Origin of the sequence: Pseudoalteromonas prydzensis (genome assembly GCF_011050055.1) — a bacterium.
Classification (GTDB): domain Bacteria; phylum Pseudomonadota; class Gammaproteobacteria; order Enterobacterales; family Alteromonadaceae; genus Pseudoalteromonas; species Pseudoalteromonas prydzensis_A.
Map to the genome: position 1 here is coordinate 24,966 of NZ_DRGM01000125.1, position 23,443 is coordinate 48,408.

General features: G+C 41.9%; 22 protein-coding genes. 8 read left to right on the forward strand and 14 right to left on the reverse strand.

The genetic code is table 11. The annotated features are described in order from the left end of the window. The first annotated feature begins 24 nt into the window (after positions 1-24). On the forward strand, positions 25-270 hold the full coding sequence (locus tag ENH88_RS11680) for a DUF1289 domain-containing protein (protein ID WP_304182423.1): 246 nt from the start codon (positions 25-27) through the stop codon (positions 268-270). On the opposite strand, the gene ENH88_RS11685 is transcribed toward ENH88_RS11680, so the two are convergent. Further along, positions 267-884: a transporter substrate-binding domain-containing protein gene (locus ENH88_RS11685; RefSeq protein ID WP_304182424.1), complete on the reverse strand. Its 618-nt coding sequence runs from the start codon at positions 882-884 to the stop codon at positions 267-269. The two genes, ENH88_RS11680 and ENH88_RS11685, sit on opposite strands and share 4 nt — an antisense overlap. Before the next feature lie 211 nt (positions 885-1,095). On the opposite strand from ENH88_RS11685, the gene ENH88_RS11690 reads away from it, so the two are divergent. From ENH88_RS11690 to ENH88_RS11700, 3 genes are read left to right on the forward strand one after another with little or no spacing between them, the layout of a single operon-like run. Then, positions 1,096-1,299, forward strand: coding sequence for a DUF3283 family protein (locus ENH88_RS11690; protein WP_064667173.1), 204 nt, complete (start codon positions 1,096-1,098; stop codon positions 1,297-1,299). Then, complete coding sequence (locus tag ENH88_RS11695) at positions 1,299-1,703, forward strand: GNAT family N-acetyltransferase (RefSeq protein ID WP_304182426.1); 405 nt, start codon at positions 1,299-1,301, stop codon at positions 1,701-1,703. The genes ENH88_RS11690 and ENH88_RS11695 overlap by 1 nt, the downstream gene beginning before the upstream one ends. A 29-nt stretch (positions 1,704-1,732) precedes the next feature. Next, positions 1,733-6,241: an EAL domain-containing protein gene (locus ENH88_RS11700; RefSeq protein ID WP_304182427.1), complete on the forward strand. Its 4,509-nt coding sequence runs from the start codon at positions 1,733-1,735 to the stop codon at positions 6,239-6,241. Between the two features lie 380 nt (positions 6,242-6,621). Here ENH88_RS11700 and ENH88_RS11705 read toward each other — a convergent pair whose 3' ends face one another. Beyond that, entirely contained in the window at positions 6,622-7,569 is a 948-nt protein-coding gene (locus ENH88_RS11705) for an ion transporter (protein WP_304182428.1), read from the reverse strand. A 4-nt stretch (positions 7,570-7,573) separates the two neighbouring features. Beyond that, positions 7,574-10,249, reverse strand: a complete 2,676-nt coding sequence (locus ENH88_RS11710) for a bifunctional acetate--CoA ligase family protein/GNAT family N-acetyltransferase (RefSeq protein ID WP_304182430.1) — start codon at positions 10,247-10,249, stop codon at positions 7,574-7,576. A 156-nt stretch (positions 10,250-10,405) separates the two neighbouring features. On the opposite strand from ENH88_RS11710, the gene ENH88_RS11715 reads away from it, so the two are divergent. Then, positions 10,406-11,122, forward strand: a complete 717-nt coding sequence (locus ENH88_RS11715; RefSeq protein ID WP_304182431.1) for an SIMPL domain-containing protein — start codon at positions 10,406-10,408, stop codon at positions 11,120-11,122. Between the two features lie 2 nt (positions 11,123-11,124). Here ENH88_RS11715 and ENH88_RS11720 read toward each other — a convergent pair whose 3' ends face one another. The 8 genes from ENH88_RS11720 to ENH88_RS11755 form a co-directional block, all read right to left on the reverse strand. Then, positions 11,125-11,823, reverse strand: a complete 699-nt coding sequence (locus tag ENH88_RS11720) for a hypothetical protein (RefSeq protein ID WP_304182432.1) — start codon at positions 11,821-11,823, stop codon at positions 11,125-11,127. A gap of 138 nt (positions 11,824-11,961) precedes the next feature. Beyond that, positions 11,962-13,794 (reverse strand): DUF885 domain-containing protein, encoded by a 1,833-nt coding sequence (locus ENH88_RS11725; RefSeq protein WP_304182433.1) that lies wholly within the window; start codon positions 13,792-13,794, stop codon positions 11,962-11,964. A gap of 80 nt (positions 13,795-13,874) precedes the next feature. Then, positions 13,875-15,011, reverse strand: a complete 1,137-nt coding sequence (hemW, locus tag ENH88_RS11730; protein ID WP_304182435.1) for a radical SAM family heme chaperone HemW — start codon at positions 15,009-15,011, stop codon at positions 13,875-13,877. Then, entirely contained in the window at positions 15,008-15,607 is a 600-nt protein-coding gene (locus ENH88_RS11735) for an XTP/dITP diphosphatase (RefSeq protein ID WP_304182436.1), read from the reverse strand. The genes hemW and ENH88_RS11735 overlap by 4 nt, the downstream gene beginning before the upstream one ends. Before the next feature lie 3 nt (positions 15,608-15,610). Further along, positions 15,611-16,054 (reverse strand): DUF4426 domain-containing protein, encoded by a 444-nt coding sequence (locus tag ENH88_RS11740; RefSeq protein WP_304182437.1) that lies wholly within the window; start codon positions 16,052-16,054, stop codon positions 15,611-15,613. Positions 16,055-16,107: 53 nt separating this feature from the next. Further along, positions 16,108-16,641 carry a YggT family protein gene (locus ENH88_RS11745; protein ID WP_304182439.1) on the reverse strand — a complete coding sequence of 178 codons (534 nt, stop codon included), beginning with the start codon at positions 16,639-16,641 and terminating at the stop codon, positions 16,108-16,110. A gap of 58 nt (positions 16,642-16,699) precedes the next feature. After that, positions 16,700-17,521: a pyrroline-5-carboxylate reductase gene (proC, locus tag ENH88_RS11750; RefSeq protein ID WP_304182440.1), complete on the reverse strand. Its 822-nt coding sequence runs from the start codon at positions 17,519-17,521 to the stop codon at positions 16,700-16,702. 15 nt (positions 17,522-17,536) lie between these two features. Further along, on the reverse strand, positions 17,537-18,250 hold the full coding sequence (locus tag ENH88_RS11755) for a YggS family pyridoxal phosphate-dependent enzyme (protein ID WP_304182441.1): 714 nt from the start codon (positions 18,248-18,250) through the stop codon (positions 17,537-17,539). A gap of 2 nt (positions 18,251-18,252) precedes the next feature. On the opposite strand from ENH88_RS11755, the gene ENH88_RS11760 reads away from it, so the two are divergent. The 3 genes from ENH88_RS11760 to ENH88_RS11770 are packed head-to-tail and all read left to right on the forward strand — an operon-like array spanning position 18,253 to position 21,361. After that, complete coding sequence (locus ENH88_RS11760; RefSeq protein ID WP_145234931.1) at positions 18,253-19,293, forward strand: type IV pilus twitching motility protein PilT; 1,041 nt, start codon at positions 18,253-18,255, stop codon at positions 19,291-19,293. Between the two features lie 18 nt (positions 19,294-19,311). Next, positions 19,312-20,442 (forward strand): PilT/PilU family type 4a pilus ATPase, encoded by a 1,131-nt coding sequence (locus ENH88_RS11765; RefSeq protein ID WP_304182442.1) that lies wholly within the window; start codon positions 19,312-19,314, stop codon positions 20,440-20,442. Between the two features lies 1 nt (position 20,443). Next, entirely contained in the window at positions 20,444-21,361 is a 918-nt protein-coding gene (locus ENH88_RS11770; RefSeq protein ID WP_304182443.1) for a hypothetical protein, read from the forward strand. Here ENH88_RS11770 and ruvX read toward each other — a convergent pair. The 3 genes from ruvX to gshB form a co-directional block, all read right to left on the reverse strand. Next, complete coding sequence (gene ruvX, locus ENH88_RS11775; protein ID WP_304182444.1) at positions 21,324-21,770, reverse strand: Holliday junction resolvase RuvX; 447 nt, start codon at positions 21,768-21,770, stop codon at positions 21,324-21,326. The two genes, ENH88_RS11770 and ruvX, sit on opposite strands and share 38 nt — an antisense overlap. Before the next feature lie 36 nt (positions 21,771-21,806). After that, positions 21,807-22,364 (reverse strand): YqgE/AlgH family protein, encoded by a 558-nt coding sequence (locus ENH88_RS11780; protein ID WP_304182445.1) that lies wholly within the window; start codon positions 22,362-22,364, stop codon positions 21,807-21,809. A 90-nt stretch (positions 22,365-22,454) separates the two neighbouring features. Continuing rightward, on the reverse strand, positions 22,455-23,408 hold the full coding sequence (gshB, locus tag ENH88_RS11785; protein WP_304182446.1) for a glutathione synthase: 954 nt from the start codon (positions 23,406-23,408) through the stop codon (positions 22,455-22,457). Between the last annotated feature and the right edge of the window lie 35 nt (positions 23,409-23,443).

The window sequence follows — 23,443 nt, forward strand, 5'->3', positions numbered from 1 at the left end:
ACTCGTTATTAACTGATGATGGCTATGCAACAAATTGAAATTTTTGAAATTCCAAGTCCTTGCAAAGGCATTTGCGAGGTAAATAATCGAGGCTACTGCAAAGGCTGTTATCGCAGTCGTGAAGAGCGCTTTGGTTGGAATTCATTTTCAAATGCAGAAAAAAAGCACGTGATCAGTTTATGCCAACAACGTTATAAACGTTACTTACAAAAGCGCAAAGCGCTTACTGAACAGCCCGCTTCACCTAAGCAGGGGGATTTTGGTTTTTAATCAAGCTTATGTTTAGCCCTGAGTAACCGGATAGTGCCGTTTTCATTGAGTTTATGTAGTTGCTCTTCAAGCTTAGGTATTAACGCACTATGGCGAGCATGCAAAAAATGAAAACTCTTGATTGGTGCCAGTACTTCAATTTGAAATTGATTAACATCAAACTGAGGGTGTTTAGTCGATAATAAAAAGTCGAGTAATAATACCCCTTGTACTTTTTGTTGGGTGAGTAAATTTAGCTGGGCGGTCACGCTTTTCACTTTAATAACATCGCCAATAAAGGGGTGTTCATCTAGGTAACTTTGTGCAGCTGGGTAGCCAACTTGAATGGCGATACTGTTAATTTGTTCAAATCGACATTGTTGACAGTTTTTTAATAGTACAAGGTTAAATTCAAACAGTGGAAAGTTAACCGCATGTAGATTTGTATAGCGTTGGCTGATAGTTGAAACGCGCCCTAGTTGACCATCCAGGGTGCCATTATTGGCTGCTGATAAAGCACTTTGGTGATTAAAGTCAATAATATGCACATCATAACCAAGTTCGTTATATGCAAGGGTCATCAACTCAATAACATAGCGGGCTTGTGGAGTATCAGCGGGGCGATTAAATAGCATATGTTGGGTTTTCGCTATAGTACAAAGCGGCGCTAGTAAACAGCATAGCATTATGCATTGAAGAAGATATTTAATCACAATGTATCCATATTAGGACGAAAAACGCCACCAATCTACGTTTAAAAGCTAAAAAGCGCGAGTTTCACTCCGAGCCTTTTGCTAATTTTGTTATACTCTGAGCATTAATATGATTAGTAATAGCAGGTAATTTATGTCGTTTAATTTATGCTTACTACCGCGTGAACAAAAATATCAAATACAACTAGATTATGAAGCGTCGTTTTGGGCGTATCAAATTAAGCGCGGCAAGAGTACGCGTGAGCAAATATACAATACCATTCATAGCCGTCCAGTGGCTGAGCAAATGTTTTTGAAACAGCAGTTTGAGCAATATTTAGCAACGATGCAAAGCTAATGAACACACTGCGTTTTGAGCGTTTAGAGGCGATTAAAACACCCTTAGTTAATAAGTTTTACAGTCAACATAAAGCCCGTGGCCGAGCAATCAAACATGATCAAGTATGGGTTGCTTACCATGACTTTATTATTGTTGCGGCATGTAGAATACAAAATCGCAGTGATTATTTATTTTTATCTACCGTGTTAGTTGCACCAACTTGGCGTCGTCAAGGGCTTGCAAAACAACTACTAAAGCATGCCTTATCTAATCAAAACTCACTCGTTTATACGTTTGCTTACACTGAGTTAGCTGATTTTTATAAATCAATCGGGTTTAACTTTGTGCTAACATTACCATCACCTTTGGATACACTGTTTGCTGTTTACCAGCAACGAAATATAGTCGCTATGCAGTATTAATTTGTTCAAACAAAGACGTGGAAATTTAAATGGGTAAATGGTTTAAAGCTTGTATTTTCTTTTGGTTAGCCGCATCTGTTGTTGCTAGTCAAGTTGCTATTGCGCAGGTAAAACGTTTATCGCCTAGTGAAGGTTTATCACAAAGCTATGTAAGTACCATGTTAATAGATAATAGTGGTTATCTATGGTTGGCGACGGAAGGAGGCTTAAATCGTTACGATGGTTATCAAGTAGTCCATGTAGCAGGGCCTAATGGCGAGCTAAATGAAGCGATTATTGATGTTATTTATCAAGATCCAGCAGGTTATATTTGGATTGCTTCATTAGTTGCTGGACTGTTTCGTTATGATCCAAGTACCGATAGTTACCAACAATTTTTATCAAAACCCACCAGTGAAGAACAAATCTTAAGTCAGTCTGTATTTAGTATGGTTGCAACGGATGAGGAATCATTATGGATTGGCCGTGGTTGGGATTTTGCTCGTCTTGATTTAGCCACGGGCCAAATTGAAACTATTTTTGAATTACCAGAGCGCACTCGTAATAGCGTGATACGCGATTTATTACATTACCAAGGTTATATCTTTATTGCCGCCAGTACTGGCGCATATGTCTATCATATAGCAACAGGGCAATACCGAAAATTAGAGCATTTAAGCACCGAGCCAGACCATATATATCAAAATTATATCAAGTCGTTTGCAATAGGCGAAAATGAGCAACTGTTAGTGGGTGCCGTACGTGGTTTATATCAAGTTGATATTAGTGATTTACCGAGTATGTTTGAGCGCCCTGATATTCCTTTTAAAAATAAAACCATACTGAACGATCTGAATATTTGGAAAATAATCAATGACCATGGAGTGGTTGATTTAGGCACCGATAAAGGTTTATTTAGTCTCGATTTGAATACCGGTGAGCTGACTAAAAATAATCGAGTAAAAGAAAGTAAATACTCACTAGTAGATCCCAGCATTATCGATATCGTCAAAGATAAAAACGGTGCTATGTGGACCGCCACTAAAAGTGATGGCGCATTTTATTTGCCCTATGAAAATTATCATTTTGAAAATGTGAATGCCAGTATGCTTTCTGGTGATGGTTTGTCGCACCCTTCAATTTGGGGGATAACCGAGTATGAAGATAAACTCTGGTTAGCAACTCATAATGGCTTAACTGCGGTTGATTTAAAAACTAATCAGGGGCAAGTGTTTTTAAAAGATTATCAAGCTGATTTATTTACCACTGAATTTAATATCTACGAGATAACCCCTTACAAAAATAAACTGTGGCTGCGCACTAATCGCGGCATGTTCAGCTTTGATCCTCAAAGCCATGAAATTTTTCCAGCGAAAACGGCCGATCTTAATCAGCAACATTTAATAACTGGTTGGGTACATGGCTCTATGTTGATGCCTAATGGAGACTTGTTTTATGTTCATTCCGATCATGGCATATTTGTTTATAATATTGATAGCCAAAAAATAACCCCTTTAGGCGGTGAATTTGAAAGCTTTGAACCGTTTTTAGCGTATGGTTTCTTGCCGCCATTATCTAGCAAACTCGACTCACCGCTGTTTTATAATGCCGGGGTGCTTTATCAGGTCGATCCAAATACATTTGCTTTGACAAACATTTATACCGTTCCAGAACAGCATGAAAACGTTGCGGTTAACGTGATGTCTTATATTATTGATAATAACAATGTGCTGTGGATCAGCTTATCCAACTTTGGTTTAATTGGCCTCGATGCAACGAGCTATAAATTACTTTATACCATCGACTTAGATAAAAATAAGCTCGGCACTTTAATGTACGATATGGTGCTAGATGATACTGGCATGATCTGGATGAGCAGCCACAAAGGGATTTGGCGACTCAATCCAGAGAATAAGCACTTTCAACAATTTACTACATCAGAAGGGTTGGGCTCTACTGAGTTTAATAGTGGTGCATTTACACGGTTAAAAACCGGGCAAATAGTGTATGGCACGTTGAAGGGGTTTAGTTACTTTTACCCAAATGATAATCATCCCAAGCATGGTTTAATTGACCACGTTAATATCACCAGTATCGATTTAATGTCTCGTGAATTGTCTACGGATCTTAAGCAACCGATAAAAAAAATCATCTTAGAACATGATGATATTGGCCTCGACGTGGCTTTTTCAGCGATGGCATTTAACTATCAAGAACGTATTATTTATGAATATCAACTCTCTGATGGGCAAAAATCTTATACCCGTAATAATAATCGGGTGTTATTTCCAAAACTTAACCCAGGTCAGTATCAATTAAAAATTTGGGCTAAAGACCCACTTACAGGTGATTATACAAAACCAGCAGTACTGGATATTGTGGTTAAGTATCCATTATGGCGAGCGCCTCAATTTATAGCGCTATATGCGTTAGTGTTTTTTGTCTTAATTGCCAGTTGGGTCATGCGTCGTAACCGGATACAGCAATTGTTATTAGCTGCACATAAAGAAAGCCAAGAAAGTGAAGCGCGTTTAAAATTAGCGTTAGAGGGCAGCCGTTCAGGAGTGTGGGACTGGCAAGCAACAAGTCCAATTATTTATCAACCGCGGCTTAAAAATGAATTAGGTTATGATGTTGAAACCGTTAATCTGGATGACTATTTAGCAAAAATTCACCCTAAAGATAAACAAAACTTCCGCATTGAATGGTTAGAGTTTTTATCCACCGAAAAGGGCTATTTTAATTGCACTTATCGATTACGGCATCAATCAGGGCACTGGCGCTGGTATAAAGACTTTGGCAAAGTGGTGGCTTGGCAAGGGAATACTCCTGACAAAGTTGCAGGCACTTACACCAATATGACGCGTGAATTAGTGTTTGAAGAGCATGCGCGTTTATTTGGTGCTGCATTTGAGCAAACTCGCGATTGGGTGTTTATTTTAGATAAAAATTTACGCATTTTAGCCACCAATAAAGCGCTACAAAATGCATTTGAGTTCCCCGTTGAGCATCGCTCTAGCTGTTCATTACACTTAGGGTTAAGCCGTAGTGTCAGAGTTAATTACCTACGTGTTATGAAAGACCTGCAAGCCGGTGAGCATTTTTCTGCGGAAGATACCGTTTATCTTGCCAATGGTGAGCCTCGCCATGTATTAATCAAAGTGAGTGCGGTGGCTGATACTGAGCAACGGCTAGAAAGCTATGTGGTGATCCTGACCGATATTAACGCGCAAAAGCTGGCTGAGAATGAGTTATTTTTACTGGCAAATTACGACAGCTTAACCGGTTTACCAAATCGCACCTTATTTAATGACCGAGTTGAGCATGCACTTGAGCAAGCCAAAGCCCAAAACTCAAAAACCGCGCTGCTTAACATTAATATTAAACGCTTTAAATACTTTAATGACTCACTAGGACACGAAGCCGCTGATGAAATCATAAAAGCGGTGGCGCTGCGGTTAAAGTCGCGTTTGCAAGCCAAAGATAGTGTTGCGCGTTTTAGTGGCGACGAATTTATGCTGCTAGTTGAAGGCATTCAACAAATTGAAGAAGTTGTTTTATTGTGCGTTAAATTGATGGCTAGCATGAATGACAATATCATTATTAATGATCAGGCTATTAGTATCAGTTTAAGTATTGGTGTTGCCATTTCCCCCGATGATGCTGGCAGTGCGAAAAGTTTAATTAAAGCGGCTGATATAGCGCTTTACCACTCTAAAAAGAGCTTGGAAGGCTGTTATCAATTTTACAAGCAAGAAATGAATCAGCATGTCCAACGTGCCCTACACTTGGAATCGCAATTAAATCAAGCCTATCAGAACTACGAGTTTTGCAACCATTATCAAGTAATTGTTAATGCCAAAACCCATCAGGCAGATGGGCTTGAAGTACTACTACGGTGGCCGGAAAATACGACCTATAAACCACAAGAGTTCGCACTTGCGGCTGAGAGTGTTGGTTTGATCACTAAAATTATGCTGCAAACCTTAGCCAGAGCACTGATAGAACTCAAGCAATGGCAACAACACAGACCTGACTTATATGTTTCTATCAATCTTTCTGCCTTGGATTTTGAATGCCAATCTTTAGTTGCAGAGATCCGCGCTGCGTTAGTTTATGCGGATGTGTCGGCAAGCTCAGTGGTGTTTGAAATTACAGAATCTGTGCTGATGCATGATTCACCGCAAGCGCTGGCCAGCATGTCAAAATTGAAGGAGTTGGGTTGTCGCTTATATATGGATGACTTTGGCACTGGCTATGCTTCTTTAACGTATTTAAAGCGTTTTCCTATTGATGTACTTAAAATTGACCGTAGTTTTGTCACTGATATTGGCATAGATAGCGATGATGAAGCGATTATCCAGTCAACCCTCGCATTGGCGAAAAGCTTAGGTAAAGAATGTGTCGCGGAAGGTGTTGAAACTAAACAACAGCTGACCTTTTTGCGTAACTTAGGCTGTAATCTATTTCAGGGCTATTTATTCAGTAAACCAATCCCTGGTGACGATGTAAGTGCATTATTAAACAAAGACTGGCAGTCGTTGTTTAATGAAGAGTAATCTTAGCTTGAGTTTTATTTGCTGAGTAAGAACGTTTTAGAGCACCCAGCCCCTAATTAATTCAATCGCGGTGTTGGTGCTCTAAATTCTTGAAACTTATACTAGGGCCTGTTTATCTTTCGAGGTTAATTTTGCAGCAGTATGTTTGGTTTTTAGGCAAGGCAGAGCCTATGTAGTGTGGTTATTCCCCATAAATAGGCGATAACGTAGCATAAATGCCAAACATGCGCTGCCCGAAGGGTTCTGCCTAGGGGCGATTAACTCTTTGTTGCTCGATTTTTACTTAGCCCACTAGGTTACAAACCTCGCGCCGCGATTAAATCGCCCCTAGATTGAACAAATTTTAATCCTGAAAGGTCAACAGGCCCTAGAACCTATATCTAGTCTTGGCGCTCACCGCAGTGACGGCAATAAAGGTTTTGAGTGCGTTGGCTGAATTGAGATTTAATGGCTTTGTTTGCCTCTTGTTTACTCAGGCCAAGTTTGCAGCGTAAGTGCTCTAAATGTTCCAGTTGCTCATCATCTAATTTACCGTCATGTAGACATTCATGTACTGCATCACTAAAAAGTACCCGCCGTTTACGCAGTTGCTCTGAAAAGCTAGAAGCCAGTAAACCTGTAGGAATAGCCACCATCCCCATACTTAGTAGTGTAATAACGCCACCAAATACTCGCCCCATTGGAGTTACAGGCACAACATCACCGTAGCCTACTGTAGTGAGTGTTGCCATTGCCCACCACATTGCCGCAGGAATGGAGGCAAACTTATCGGGTTGAACATCATGTTCAATTAAGTAAATGCCGCAAGAGGCTAAAATGAGCACGACTGTCATTATAAAAAAGGCGGCGATCAGTGAGCCGCTTTCTTCACGAAATGATTGTAATAGCAGCTGCATGGCCCGCGAATAACGGGTGAGCTTGAAGATCCTCAGCAGCCTAAATACTCTTAAAAAACGTAAATCAAAGGTGATAAACATCATCAATAGCGTAGGCAGGATTGCCAGTAAATCAATGACAGCTAAAGGCGAAAGTAAGTATTTTAAGCGGCGTTTAAAGTCACTACAGGCTAAGCTTTTATATTCTACGCGGTCAACACATGACCAAAAGCGTAATAAATATTCGATAGCGAATATACTAACTGAGCTGATTTCTAGCATTAAAAACGCATGTTTATAGTGATGGGCTAGGGTAACGACAGATTCAAGTACAATCGCAATCACATTAATCATGATCAGCGTTATTAAAAATATATCGATAATGTGGCCGATTTTGCGATATTCACCATTGCCTTCTAAGAGCAAAGCAGTGCGTTGTCGTAAGTTTTTCAAGTTATTATCCGTGTTTATCAATTGGGGTTAAAGCAAGTACCATGTTAATACTGCCTTCTTCAAAATCACGACTGATCTTAAAGCCTAATTTGCGGGCTAATTCAATCATGCCGGTGTTTTCTGGCAGGGTGATGCCTTCAATAAATTGTACACTTTGGCTTTGGCAGTATTCAATGGCAGCACGCATTAACAAGCTGCCTAAGCCAAGCCCTTGACAGTTTGAACGTACAACAATGGCAAATTCGGCATGGATTTTATCTGGGTCCATTAATACCCGAGATACACCAAGCGTAGCGTTGTCTTGAGTGATAATAAATGCCATTTCGCGGTCGTAATCAATTTGCGTCATTTTGGCGAGCTGATCGTGATTAAACTGGGGAAGTTCACCAAAGAAACGTTTGTAGCGATCTTCTTTGCTGAGTGACTGATCAAACTCTTGGTGCGCTTGTTCATCTTCTGGCTTTATTGGTCTGAGTGTCGCGAGGGTATTATTTTTAAGCGTCACTTGTTTAACCAGCTCAATTGGATAAGGGCGGATTGATAACCGCTTACGATGCGATTGTACCTGATAACGGCTTAAGGTCATGGTCGCATCGAGTACTAAAAACTGGCCGTTACTGGCTAAAATTGGGTTTAACTCAAGCGAAGTGATGTCGGGTTGATCAATCACTAACTGAGAAATACGCGTAAGCAGTGCACACAGACGGTATTTATCAACTTTCTCAGGCAAAACACGCTCTTTGAGCACACCTTTGTCGTGAGCTGCGGCAATTAAATATTTAGCTAAGTTCATGTTCAAAGGGGGTAGGGCTACCGCCGCTTGTGCAAACTCAAGACCGGTGCCGGCTTCACCTAAAAGAATAACTGGGCCAAAGTTAGGTTCAGTTTTTACGGCGATACGTAGTTCATTGGCACCCGCTCTGGGTGCCATTTTTTGCAATGAGAAACCTTCTATAATCGCATCTGGGTAAGTGTTTTTTATTCTTAGTAGCATTGCAAAAGCGGTTTGTTCAACTTCTTGCGCATCATTGAGATTAAGTACCACGCCACCGACTTCTGATTTAGACGGAATGCTAGGGCTGATCAGTTTAAGAGCCACAGGAAAGCCTAACTCTATGGCTTGCTCTTTGGCCTCTGTTGGTGTGTATGCGACCTCGGTTTGAATACATTCAACCCCATAGTGTGCGAGTATTTGACTCGCTTGATGGGTTGATAAATAGCTTTGCTGCTCTGCTAAAAATTCATTCACGAGCGCTTTTGCGGCGTGCTTATTTATTTTTGCATCATCCGTGTTTGACTCAGGGGTTTGCGTAAGGTGTTTTTGATTGCGGCGATAACTTACTAAGTGCATAAAGGCGCGAACTGCGCCCTCAGGAGTACGATAGGTAGGAATGCCATAGTTGCTGCACAAGCGACGCGCGGCATAGGCGGCATCTTCACCCATAAAGTTTGTGATCACATAAGGACGCGCCATTTTCGGCAGTTTATCGAGCGTTTGCGCTATGATCAACGCATAGTCTTCACTTGGTGCCAGTGCTGATGGCGTGTGAATGATCAGTAAGTTTTTAACTTCTTTGGCATGCAATAAAATTTCCAGTGCTTGTTGGTAGCGTGCCGGAACTGAGTCACCAAAAATATCCACCGGGTTCGAAGTCATATCTGACTGCGGGATCACTTTATTGAGCGCCGCACGGGTTTCTTCACTCAATTGTGCCAGCTTACCGGAACTTTGTAATAAGCTATCAACGGCCATTACGCCGGGGCCGCCGCCATTGGTTAAAATGGTCAACTGCTCAACTTTTAGTAATTTAGGGTGCATAGCAAGGGTTTGGGTGGCAGCAAACAGCTCTGTTAAATCACTCACTCGTAACATACCAGCACGTTGGAATAGAGCGTCATACACCGCATCTGAGCTTTGCTTACCGCCAGTGTGAATTTCTGCGGCGAGTGCCCCTGCGGCGGTTTTTCCGGTTTTAATTGCGATCACTGGTTTACTAAAAGCCGCAGCGCGAGCGGCGGAGATAAAACTACGAATGTTTTCGATATTATCTATATACAGCAAAATGGCTTTGGTTTTGGCATCGCGGCCTAAAAAGTCCAGCAGCTCAGCAAAATCAATATCTAAGCAATCCCCCACAGAGACAAAGTAGGAAAAGCCAATTTCTTTGTTTTTAGCCCAATCTAAAATGGTGGAGCAAACAGCCGCTGACTGTGAAACAAAGGCAATTTTACCTTCGCTTGCAACCGTGTGAGAAAAACTCGCATTAAGGCCAATATGTGGGATCAGCAAGCCTAAACAGTTGGGGCCAAGTAATGACACATTGGCTTTTTTTGCCGCTTCTTGCAGTGCTATTTTTTGCTGATGATTAAGCCCCGCTGCGATCACCACGGCATTTTTACAGCCAAATTCACCAAGCTCGGCAATAATTGTCAGTAGTGTGTGTTTGTTGGTGCAGATCACTGCAAGGTCGGGGATTTTCGGCAGCAACCCAATTGTAGGGTATGCTAACACGCCATGTACAGCGCTATGAGTTGGACTTACTGGCATTATCGGGCCGTTAAATCCGCCCTGTAATAAGTTGCGCATCACCACAAACCCTGCCCGAGAAACATTATTTGAGGCACCAATCACGGCAACCGATGTAGGGTTAAAAAACTGACTAATACGTTTTACACTCATGGCCTTTCCTTGCGGGTTATGTGTTTTCTAGCGAGGCGCTGCAATAGAATCTTTTTGCTAATATTTTGCTAATTTATACAGCTCAATGTAACCTGTTTAGGTTAATTTTTCGAGTATCAAACCAACTTAACATTGATAATTATCAAAGGAAGCAAAATGAATAAGCCAAATGGATATTACCAGTTACTTGGAGCCGCGGTATTAAGTGTTGCTATTTTAGGTTGCGGTTGGATTTTAAAATCAGCGGCACTTGATGTAAAAAATATGGAGCGCACTGTTGAAGTTAAAGGACTTGCCGAGCGCGAAGTTGTTGCCGATACCGTAATTTGGCCTGTGCAATTTAGCGACGCTGATAACAATTTAGAAAAATTAGTGGAACGCGTCGAGCAAAAAAGTACCGCCGTGGTCGCATTTTTAAAATTGCATGGTTTTGATGAGCAAGAAATAAGCTTGAGCAGACAATCAATCGTTGATAAACAAGCGCGCGAATACGGCGCTGAAAATCAACAATTTCGTTATATTGCCCGCGCAAATATTACCGTGTATTCACAGCAGCCTGATAAAGTGCAAAATGCCTTAACTAAAGTGGGGCAGTTGGCCAAGCAAGGTATTGCCATCGTACAAGATAATTACGAAACCCGCGTTGAGTACATGTTTACTGGCCTTAATGATATTAAGCCAGCAATGGTGCAAGAGGCCACCGAGAAGGCCCGTGAAGTGGCATTAAAATTTGCCAAAGACTCACAGTCAAAACTTGGTAAAATTCGCACCGCAAGACAAGGGCAATTTAGCATCATCGACCGAGATTCAAACACCCCACAAATTAAAAAAGTACGGGTTGTAACCAGCGTTGAATATTATTTATCTGACTAATATTATTTATGTTGTGCAAGGTAGCGCTCAATTTGCTCTGTTTTACAGCGTAAGTAAGCGCCACTGAGCAATATTTTATAGTCACTAAGCGATTTAGTTGGGCTTGCTTGGCATAATGTGAGTAACGCTTTTAAGAAGGCGGCAGTGTTGATATTGCCCTGAGTTTGTTTAAATTCAACTTCCATTAATGCCAGCAAGGCTGAAAACTCATGTTTTGGTAAGCTATGTGGGGCTGGGTTATTTGCAATGTAACTAGCAACTGGGGTCAGCCCGAGATCATTAACTTGTGCTAATGCTTGCAGCAAGTTTTCGTTACTTTCAAATAGCATCAGTGAACGTACATAATTAAACGGTAATTTAGTCTCACTACACTCGCTAAATAAGCGGTGCAATACATTTTGCTGCTGTTGGTTTTGCTGAGTAAAACCATGATTGAACTTTAGCCCTGGGGTAAAAAAACTTAATTGTTCGGTATTATTTAGCTGACTGATGATGGGCGTTGGTAGCGGGTGTTGAGTTAATATACGGGTGGCGATATTTTGCAGATAAGTATATTTTACACTCATGCGTTGCGCACTGCTGTATAAGTGCTGTAACTGCATGGCTTGTTGTGTTGCAGATAAACTGGCAAAGCTATCAACAATGGCTTGCAACTGATGCTGCTGCATCTGTTGATTTAGTTGACTGATACATGTATCCATTGTTAATCCTATACGTTGCTTGTATACCAATTGCTTTATCCTAGCGTAAAGCACTTGTTGGTCAAGTGTTTATCTATTTGTCAGACAATAAAAAAGGCCGTAGATACGGCCTTTGTATATGTTATAAAGTAAGGATGCTTAAGCTGCTAGTTTGCTTGCAACCCATTGATCAACAAAGCTCTCAAGTACGTTTAGTGGCACTGCGCCATTTTTAAGTACTACATCGTGGAATTGGCGAATATCAAACTTGTCACCCAGTTTAACTTTTGCCGCTTCACGAAGCTCTAAAATCTTCAGCATACCCACTTTGTAAGCCGTTGCTTGTGAAGGCATTACAATGTGACGCTCAACCATTTTAACGCCGTCAGACGTCGCGTTTGGTGTGTTATTTACGTAGTAATCAATACCTTGTTGGCGAGTCCACTTCATTTCGTGAATACCTGTATCAACCACTAAGCGACATGCACGCCATAGCTCCATCGATAAACGACCAAAGTCAGAATAAGGGTCTGCGTACATGCCCATTTCTTTTGGTAATAACTCTGAGTACAAGCCCCAACCTTCGATATAGGCTGTGTAGCCACCGAATTTACGGAACTTAGGCACGCCTTCCAGCTCTTGCGAAATAGCTATTTGCATATGGTGACCCGGAATACCTTCGTGGTAAGCCAGCGCTTCCATTTGATAGGTTGGCATTGCTTCCATATCGTAAAGGTTTGCGTAGTAAATACCAGGGCGTGAACCATCTGGTGCAGGCTGTTGATAAAATGCTTTACCAGCCGCTTTTTCGCGGAATGCTTCAACACGTTTAACAACCATGTCGGCTTTAGGCTTAACAATGAAGAGCTCATCTAAGTGTGATTTCATGGTATTGATAAGCGCCGTGGCTTCGTCAAGGTATTGCTGCTTGCCTGCTTCAGTATTAGGTAAGTAAAATTGCTTATCGGTTTTCATAAACTGCATAAAGGCTTGTAAATCGCCTTTAAAGCCAACTTTTTCTTTGATTTGGCGCATTTCATCATGAATACGTGATACTTCAGCTAAACCGATAGTGTGGATTTCTTTCGCTGTTAAATCCGTGGTGGTGGTACGCGCTAACGCATTATTGTAAAACGCTTCGCCGTCAGGGAACTTCCACGCCCCATCGCGATCATCAGCACGTTTTTCCAGCTGTGCTAAGTAATTAATTAACTTAGAATAAGATGGCTTAACCGCCGCTTTGAGGGCTTTTTCAGCGTCTGTAATTAGCGCGTCTTTATCAGCTTGAGCAATTTCAAGTGCAGTTACTTTGCGTTTAAAGTCGGCAAGTAAGGTTGAATCATCACCTTGTTCAAATGGCGCACCGTGAATGATATTTTTGCTTGAATCAATCACATGTGGGAATACAAATTTAGGAGCGATAATGCCTTTATCGGCACGTACTTCTAAATCGGTGATCAGTTGATCAATTACCGTGGTTACGCCATTCAAACGTGAGATGTACGCTTTGGCATCGGCCACATCAGAAATTTGGTGCTGATTGATTAAAAATGCTGGGATCATCGAGTGAGTACCAAACATTTGGTTTACCGGGTAGTTGTGGTAACGCCATTTAAAGTCAGCGATGCTTTCTTCAAGGTCTTGTTTTTTTAAGTCATAGCTAACTTTTGTGGTGTCATCTAGCAAGTCACGATTAATTGCGTTTAATGCCACTAAATCATCTTTGGTTTGTTGATGATCTTTTAGTATGCGTGCTTCGCTGCCGTCATCCCATTTGTCGTAGTCTTGTTTGATACCCATGTATGTTTGATAAACCGGGCTGCTCATCACATCACGATTAAAGGTATCTTCGAAAAATGCATTGGCTTTGTCTATTTCACTTTGCACTGGCTGTGTTTGTACAACGGCTGTGCTTGATTGCTCAGGTGTTTGCTGGCAACCACCTAACAGTGCAATACTCACTGCGGCGGCGATAAAGGTAAGTTTACGCATGTTTTCCCTTTTGTTGTTAGAAACCATTAAAGGTTGTTAATTATTATTAAAATGAGTCATTACCAATGCTTGACTGGCAATTACACAAATAACTCTAGCAGATCATTTAAAAAACGATGACCTTTTTGGCTTACCTGCCAATGACTATCCGTTTGCTCAAGCAAACCTTTAGCCACTGCTTGTTGCAGTGCGTCAGCTTGGCTTTGCAGCGGTAATTGAGTTAACGCTGTGAAGTCACTAATTGGGCAGGCTTCAAATAACCGTAAGCGATTCATAAAGAATTCAAACGGTAAGTCGTGCTGTGCAACTGGCCACTGTTTAAATAAATAGGGCTTAGCTAAATCCATATAACCGCGAGGATGTTTTACTTTCTCAGTGCGGGTAATGATGCCTGTTTTAGCATCGGTTACCTTACCATGGGCACCACAACCAATGCCTAAATAATCGCCAAAGCGCCAATAATTCAAGTTATGTTGGCATTGAAAGCCCGGTTTTGCATAGCCGGAAATTTCATATTGCTGATAACCTGCCTCAGCAAGTAAGGCTTGGCCTTGCTCTTGAATATCCCATAAGGTGTCATCGGCCGGTAACGTTGGCGGTTTCGAGGCAAATTGGGTATTGGCCTCAATCGTTAATTGATACCACGAAATATGCGGTGGATTAAGGGCGATGACTTTTTTCAAGTCGCTCAGCGCATCAATAACAGATTGCCCCGGTAAGCCGTGCATTAAATCAAGGTTAAAGCTGTTTAAACCCGCTTCATGGGCTTGCTCGGCGGCATATATGGCTTCATCGGCGCCGTGAATACGCCCCAGCGCTTTGAGCTTATCGTCTTGCATGCTTTGCACGCCAATCGAAATACGATTAATGCCAGCTGCCACATAGTCTTTAAAGCGGCCTGTTTCCACGGTGCCGGGGTTGGCTTCTAAGGTGATCTCGCAGTTTTCACTTAGACCAATTAATGAATCCACCGCCGTTAATAAATTAACGTAGGCCTCACCAGTTAATAAGCTAGGTGTGCCACCGCCGATAAAGATTGAATGAATTTTACGTCCTTGCACTAAGTGCAGATCGGTTTTTAAATCATCAATTAAATGCTGCACATATTCCTTTTCAGGGATCTCACCTTTTTGACCATGACTATTAAAATCACAATATGGGCACTTTTGCACGCACCAAGGCACGTGCACGTATAAACTTAATGGTGGTAAATTCACAGGCCGCCTTTAAGCTTAAGCTCTGACAGTAACTGTTGTAATGCCTGACCACGATGGCTAACGGCATTTTTTTGCTGTTTAGTCAGTTGCGCACTGGTGCATTCAAGTTCTGGCACATAAAAAATAGGGTCGTAACCAAAACCACCTTGGCCGTTTTGAGCTAAGGTAATTTGACCTTCCCAGCTAGCACTGCAAATCAGTGGGGTTGGGTCATCGGCGTGACGCATTAATACCAGCACACACCAAAACCGTGCACTGCGGTTTGGGTTATCAGCAAGTTCGCTTAATAATTTATCAATATTGTCTTGATCGCTAGCGCCTTCGCCAGCAAAACGTGCTGAGTAAACGCCAGGGGCACCGTTTAATCCATCTACCTCTAAACCTGAGTCATCGGCTATGGCTGGTAGGCCAGTAATTTTTGCAGCATGGCGGGCTTTAATAATGGCATTTTCAACAAAGGTGCTGCCAGTTTCGGCCACTTCTGGCACGTTAAAGTCGCTTTGCGGCACTACGTTGATTGCAAGCTGGCTTAGCATCTGCGCTAACTCGTTGACTTTGCCTTGGTTACCGGAGGCTAAAACTAAGGTTTTTTTCATGGTTTAATCTACGTAAAATTTTTGCTGGAATTGCAGCTTTTGAAATTGCTTACCTTGCTGTATTTCAACTTCAAAGCGCAGGATTTCTTCGTTAGTAAAATCAACTTGCGCAAGGTAGTAAATTGAGTCGCCTTCAATCACTTCTTTAAAGTCTAAGGTTTGCTTATTCCCCAGCAAATTCCTAGCTGTACCTTTAAGGGTGGCGGTTTGCGCTGTCGCATCAGCATCGGCTTGCAGAATTGAAATATTCACAATACCCTTATAACCACTGCGTTCTAGGCCATAGGTTTTGGCAATTTGTGGTTGAATAAAGGTTGACGGAAATGCAATGTAATGTACGTGCCATGGGCCGAGTTCTTTGTATTGTGCACCTTGCATTTGTTCACTGTGAGCACTAAAAGTAATGCCTGCTAATGCAAAGAATAAAATACTGACTATTTGTTTCATAGGAAGCTCTTAAGTAAGAGGCCTAATAATAGGCCTCGGTGAGAATAATGTGATTAACGAATTAAATCCATAAACAAAAATTGGGCAAATTGCAGTGCAATAATTAACACTAAAATTGATAAATCTAAGCCACCTAGCGGAGGTAATACTTTACGAATAGGTTTAAGCATTGGCTCTGTTAGTTGCTGAAAAACTGCTTCGATCGGATTGTTGCCTTGGCTTACCCAGCTTAATAACGCGCGAATAACTAACACCCAAAACAGCAAGTTTAAGCCTTCTTTAATCACAGTTACTAACGCATTTAAAAGTACAAAGCCAAGCTCCCATGTCGCACCGACTAACAAGATCAGCGCGGTAATTTTTGCAACGGCGACAATGAACGCCAGTAATAATGAGGCTAAGTCTAGGCCACCGAAGCCTGGAATAATTTTACGCAGTGGGTTAACAGCAAATGAAGTGGCTTTGACCACAAACTGACTCAACGGATTGTAAAAATCAGCCTTGGCGGCTTGTAGCCAAAAGCGCATTAATACGACCATTAAAAATAGATCGAATAATGTGCTTATTAAAAATTGCATGGCGTTCATAACGTACCTTAATTAAAAAACCGTAAACATAAATTGGGCTAAAAGCTTAGCAATGCTTTTAAAGTTCTTGTTCCATTTGCTCAGCACGTGCAATACAGGCATCCATCGCATAGGCTACGGTGGCTGTTAGGCCTTGTGCTTTTAAATGTTCAACGGCTGCATGGGTGGTGCCGCCTTTTGATGTCACATTAGCACGTAATTGTGAAATACTAATTTCAGGCTGTGATACTGCCATTTCAGCTGCGCCTAGTGCGGTTTGTTGTACTAAACGGCGCGCGTCTGCATCGCTAAAGCCCAGTGCTTTGGCTTTTTCTTCTATGGCTTCCATAAATAAGAAAAAGTAAGCCGGTGATGAACCCGTTACAGCAATAACATCGTTAATTTGTGACTCTTGCTCAACCCACACCGCAATACCTGTACATTCAAATACTTGTTGCACAAATTCGTGTTCTTGCTCGGTTTCGCCGGCACCAAATAAACCTGATACACCGCGCCCTAATAGAGACGGGGTATTTGGCATGCAACGCACCATTTTAACGTCTTGACCGAGCATTTCACGTAATCGCTTAACGGTTAAGCCTGCGGCAACAGAAATAAATAGCTTATCGCTAAAATCGATACCCGAATCTTGAAATGATTGGCATAAATCACCCATCATTTGCGGCTTTACAGACAACACAATAACATCGGCATCGCGCAGTGCTGCGTTGTTATCTGCGGTGGTTTTAACCCCGAAATCTGCTGCTACCTTAGCGAGTTTTTCTTGGTTACGATTTGTTGCAATAATATTCGATGCAGCAAATCCTTTTTTTACCATGCCGCCAATAATGGCGTAGCTCATATTACCTGTGCCTATGAATGCGATTGTTTTATCTGACATATCTTAGTTATCACCTTAGCTTCGTTGGCCAAAAATATCCGTGCCGATGCGTACCATGGTTGAGCCTGCTGCAATCGCAGCCTCTACATCGCCACTCATCCCCATCGACAAGGTGTCTATTTGAGGATATTGGGCTTTAAGTCTATCAAAGCAAGCCCGTAATTGCTCAAAATATTGTATTTGTTGTTGTTGAACATCGGTTTTGGCTGGGATGGCCATCACGCCACGTAATTCTAAATTCGGACAATGCTGAATAAATTCAGCGAGGCTTGCAAGTTTATCGGGATGGCAGCCTGATTTTGAGTCTTCCAAGCTGATATTTACTTGGATCAGTACTTTTAAAGGGGCTTTATCTGCGGGTCTTTGCTCGTTTAAGCGTTTGGCAATTTTTTCACGTTCGATACTCTGCACCCAATCAAAATGTTCAGCCACTGCCGCCGTTTTATTTGATTGAATTGGGCCAATGAAATGCCAAACGATATCGCTATAATTTGCTAGTTGGGTTATTTTATCAACAGCTTCTTGAACGTATGACTCACCAAATTCTCGGTGACCTTGTTGATAAGCCGCTAGAATGAAATCAGCAGGTTTGGTTTTTGATACTGCCAACAAGCAGACATCGTGTTCATTACGATGATGTTTTTTTGCCGCTAGGGCAATTCTAGCATAGGCGGACTTAAGTCGTTCTGCTATTGTAACCATATAATTATCAGTTAGTTGTGGAGTCATAAATGGATATTACCGAATTATTGGCCTTTAGTGTGCAGCACAAAGCATCCGATTTACACTTATCATCAGGGGTTGCGCCAATGATCCGTGTTGATGGTGATGTGCGACGTATTAATATACCAGCGCTGGAAAACAAAGATGTGAACAGCCTAGTTTACGATATTATGAACGATAATCAACGCAAGGACTATGAACAAAATCTTGAAGTGGATTTTTCGTTTGAAGTGCCAAATTTAGCACGTTTTCGTGTTAATGCCTTTAACTCAAATCGAGGCCCCGCAGCTGTCTTTCGTACCATTCCCAGTGAAGTGCTGACGCTTGATGATTTAGGTGCGCCGGATATCTTTAAAACTATCTCAGATACGCCGCGTGGTTTAGTGTTGGTAACAGGACCAACAGGCTCTGGTAAATCGACCACCTTGGCTGCGATGGTGGATCATATAAACCAACACAAACATCATCATATTTTAACCATCGAAGATCCCATCGAGTTTGTGCACGACAATAAACTATCACTAATTAACCAGCGAGAAGTGCATCGCGATACACATAGTTTTTCGAATGCGCTGCGCAGTGCTTTACGTGAAGACCCTGATGTTATTTTGGTTGGTGAGTTGCGTGATTTAGAAACCATTCGCCTTGCTATGACCGCCGCTGAAACCGGTCATTTAGTATTTGGTACACTGCATACTACGTCAGCGCCAAAAACTATTGACCGTATTATCGATGTGTTTCCTGGTGAAGAAAAAAGTATGATCCGCTCAATGCTTTCAGAGTCGTTACGTGCGGTTATTTCACAAACTTTATTGAAAAAAATTGGTGGCGGGCGAGTCGCAGCCCATGAAATTATGATTGCAGTGCCTGCGATCCGTAACCTGATCCGCGAAGATAAAATTGCGCAAATGTATTCGTCGATTCAAACTGGCGCATCGCATGGTATGCAAACCATGGATCAGTGTTTAATCAATTTAGTGAACCATGGTGTTGTTACCAATGCCGAAGCGCGTGCTAAAGCACAAGATAAAAATAATTTCGGCGGCTAGGCCCAATAAGGAGCAGTAATGACACATTCTCTTGATTACTTTTTACATTTGATGATTGAAAAGCAAGGTTCTGATTTATTTGTGTCAAGCCAATTGCCGGTCAGCGCTAAGATCAATGGTGAACTGATTGCACTCGGTGACGAAAAAATATCAGACGAGGAGTCGCTTGAGTTAGTTGAATCGGCGATGAGCGAAAAACAACAAGCAGAGTTTCATAATACCAAAGAATGTAATTTTGCAATTGCGACAGATGAAGGACGTTTTAGGATCTCGGCATTTTGGCAACGCGACCGAGCGGGCATGGTTATACGTCGTATCGTTACGCAAATTCCTGAGGTTGCTGAGCTTGGTCTACCGTCGACATTGACCGATGTGATCATGGCTAAGCGTGGTTTAGTGCTGTTTGTCGGTGGCACTGGCACCGGTAAATCAACCTCATTGGCGGCTTTATTAGGTTATCGTAACCGTAATCAGCGCGGGCATATTTTGACCATTGAAGACCCGATTGAATTTGTTCATGAACATCGCAAAAGTATTATTACTCAGCGTGAAGTCGGTCTTGATACGGAAAGTTTTGAGGCGGCGTTAAAAAGCTCCTTACGCCAAGCCCCCGATGTAATTTTAATTGGTGAAATACGTTCGCAAGAGACCATGGAATACGCACTTAGTTTTGCTGAAACTGGTCATTTATGTGTGGCTACATTACATGCCAATAACGCTAACCAAGCCATTGACCGTATTATGCATTTAGTGCCTAAAGAAAAGCACGATAAGTTAAAATATGATCTATCTTTAAACTTACGGGCAATTATAGCGCAGCAGCTAGTGCCGACCGCAGATGGTAATGGTCGAGTAGCTGCTATCGAAATTTTATTGAATACCCCAATTGTCGGTGAGCTTATCAAAAAAGGTGATATTGGCGGTATTAAAGAGGCGATGGCCAAAGCCAAAGATATGGGCATGCAAACCTTTGATCAGGCATTGTTTGAATTGTATAAGCAGCAAAAAATTAACTACGCAGATGCTTTGCACCATGCCGACTCACCTAATGATTTACGGTTGATGATCAAACTTAGAAATAACGAACAGCAAGGGGCTGGTTTTTTACAGGGAGTAACCATTGACGGGTTAGAACCAAAAGGTCAGTAGTATGAATAAGTGCATAAAATGGTTACTGGTCACGGTTGTGATATGGCTTGTTGGTGCACCAGTTTATGCCATGGCGATACAGACAGAGCAATCCATCGGCATTTTTATTCGGGATGATGTGTATCATGACTACACGCGTTTTTTAGTGGGTAGACAGCCACAAGACATCACTGATTTTAGTGGCCAGTTTATTCGCCGTGATGTAGTCGATATGATCATCGCCCAACAAGCCTTGCATTTAGGAGGCTTTGATAAAACTTTTAATTATCAAGTTGGTAAAATTAACTTTCGTAATACCAAACTGTTAGAGCAAGGTGGATTACTGATAAGTTTTGATACCTATTGGTACGAAGACGCTAAATCACTGGCCGATAAAGTATATATAAGTAATGCGGTGATCCGTAAAGGTGAGTATTTTGCGGGGATTTTTGCATCACCACACAATAAAAAAGTATTTAATCTACATACCTTATCTGATTTTAATCAGCTAACCAGTGTTTCTACACCGCGTTGGCGAACTGACTGGAAAACCTTATCGCAATTGCCCTTAAAAGAGTTAGTTGCCGAAGATGAATGGCTCAGTCAAGTGCGCATGGTATCGATGCAATGGGTAGACTTTATGTTAATGCCATTGATGCCACAGCTGAATAACCAATATGTACTAGAAGATATTGTTTTACAAGCGATACCTAATATACTGATATTGTTAGATGATAGTCGTCACTTTGTGATATCAAAACGCCATCCCGATGGCGCTCAGGCTTTTCAAGCATTGCAAAAAGGCTTAAAAATACTACGACAACAAGGCGCGATAGAAAAAGCTTATCGCCAAGCTGGATTTATTCCTGACTTGAGTGAGCAGCTTATTATTAACCTACCACTTACCCGTAAGCTTGCTCAAAGAAGCTTTCTAAAATAATAACAGCCGACATATTATCCACATTACCTTTGCCTAAGCTACGGTAACCGCCTTGCGCAAATAATCGTGCTTTGGCATCTGCGGTGGTTAAACGTTCGTCTTGGGTCTCTACAGGCAGCCCATAGTGATTATGTAAGCGGTTGGCAAACTTTTTAGCTTTAAAGGTGACTTCTTGGTTGGTGCCATCCATATTAAGCGGTAAACCGACGACGAGTAGATCAGGTTGCCACTCATCGACATGCTTTTTAATAAAATCCCAATTTGGTATGCCATCTTTGGCTTTGATCGCAGTGAGACTTGATGCGGTACCCGTTAACTCTTGGCCGATAGCAACACCAATGCTGGTGGTGCCAAAATCAAAGCCCATCACGGTACGCTCACCTTTGGGCTTTAGTTGTTTTTTAGTCATGCTAGCTCTGTGCTTTAAAATTGTGCTTGACCACGCTTATGCGTGGCCAGCCTCTGAACTTAATTGGCTAATATCAAATCCGAGTGTCGCGACTGCTTTTTCCCAGCGCTGCTCAATCGGTGTGTTAAAAATAATATCGGGATCGGCTTTTATAATTAGCCAGGAGTTTTCAAGTAGCTCTTGTTCGAGTTGGCCTTGCTCCCAACCAGAATAACCGAGCGTAATAATAAACTGCTCTGGCGCTTGAGCGGTGGTTAAACTTGCCAACACATCTTTGGATGTGGTGATCATAATTTCGCTGCTGAGTTCTTGGCTTGCGCTATAACCTGCTTTTGGCGAATGCAGTACAAAACCACGGTCGGTTTTTACAGGTCCTCCAGCAAATACCGCAACACTTGCAGCTTGGGTGGATTTGTCGTTATCAATCTCTATTTTGTCGAGCAAGTCGCCGACAGTAATATTGATCGGCTGATTGATCACCAGCCCCATAGCCCCGTCTTCATTGTGCTCACAAATATACGCGACAGCACGTTTAAAAAAAGGGTCTTGCATTGATGGCATTGCGATTAAAAAATGATTTTCTAATGATTGCATAACGATACCCCTTTATTATTTAACTTAAATTTCGGAAAATAAATTTATCTCAAGCAGTTATTTAGTCAATTTTAGTATGGCATAGTTTAGTTAACTACGGCCTAGTTTTCTTTCTATGGCATCAAATAAGCGCCCAGTAATTGAAATATCATAGGCGGCTTCAATTTCTTTCACGCAGGTTGGTGCTGTTACGTTAATTTCTGTTAATTTATCACCAATAATATCCAGACCAACAAAAATCAGCCCTTTGGCTTTTAATGTCGGTGCCACGGCTTCGGCAATGCGACGGTCTGAGTCACTGATTGGACGTGCTTCGCCACGGCCACCTACGGCTAAATTACCGCGTGTTTCACCATTTTGCGGAATGCGAGCAAGGCAATATGGGATCACTTCACCATCTACCACCAATACGCGCTTATCGCCTTGTTTGATCTCAGGGATATAATTTTGTGCCATGGCAAAACGGCTACCGTGTTCGGTGAGGGTTTCGCAAATAACGCCGATGTTGGCATCATCTTCTCTAACCCGGAAAATAGAGGCGCCACCCATGCCATCTAAAGGTTTTAGAATGATGTCTTTATGTTCGGCTAAAAACGCACGAATTTGGTGTTTGCAACGAGTTACTAAAGTATCAGGGGTATGTTCACTAAACCATGCTGTGAATAACTTTTCGTTGGCATCACGCAAGCTCTGTGGCTTATTAATAATAAGCGTACCTTCAAGTTCGGCGCGTTCTAAAATGTAGGTTGCGTAAATGTATTCAGTATCAAATGGCGGATCTTTACGCATTAAGATAACATCTAAATCAGCAAGTGCGATGGTGGTTTTTTCTTCAAGCTCATACCAATGGTGCTCATCGTCGAACACGGTTGCTTTGGCGGCTGTGGCATACGCTTTACCTTTACGTAATGAAAGATCGTTCATTTCCATATAGTAAATTTCATAGCCACGGCTTTGGGCTTGCATCATCATTGCAAAACCGGTGTCTTTTTTGATGTTAAATCCGCTGATCGGATCTGAAATTATACCTAACTTAATTGCCATGTTCGTTGCCTTACTGAATATATTGCTATAGATAT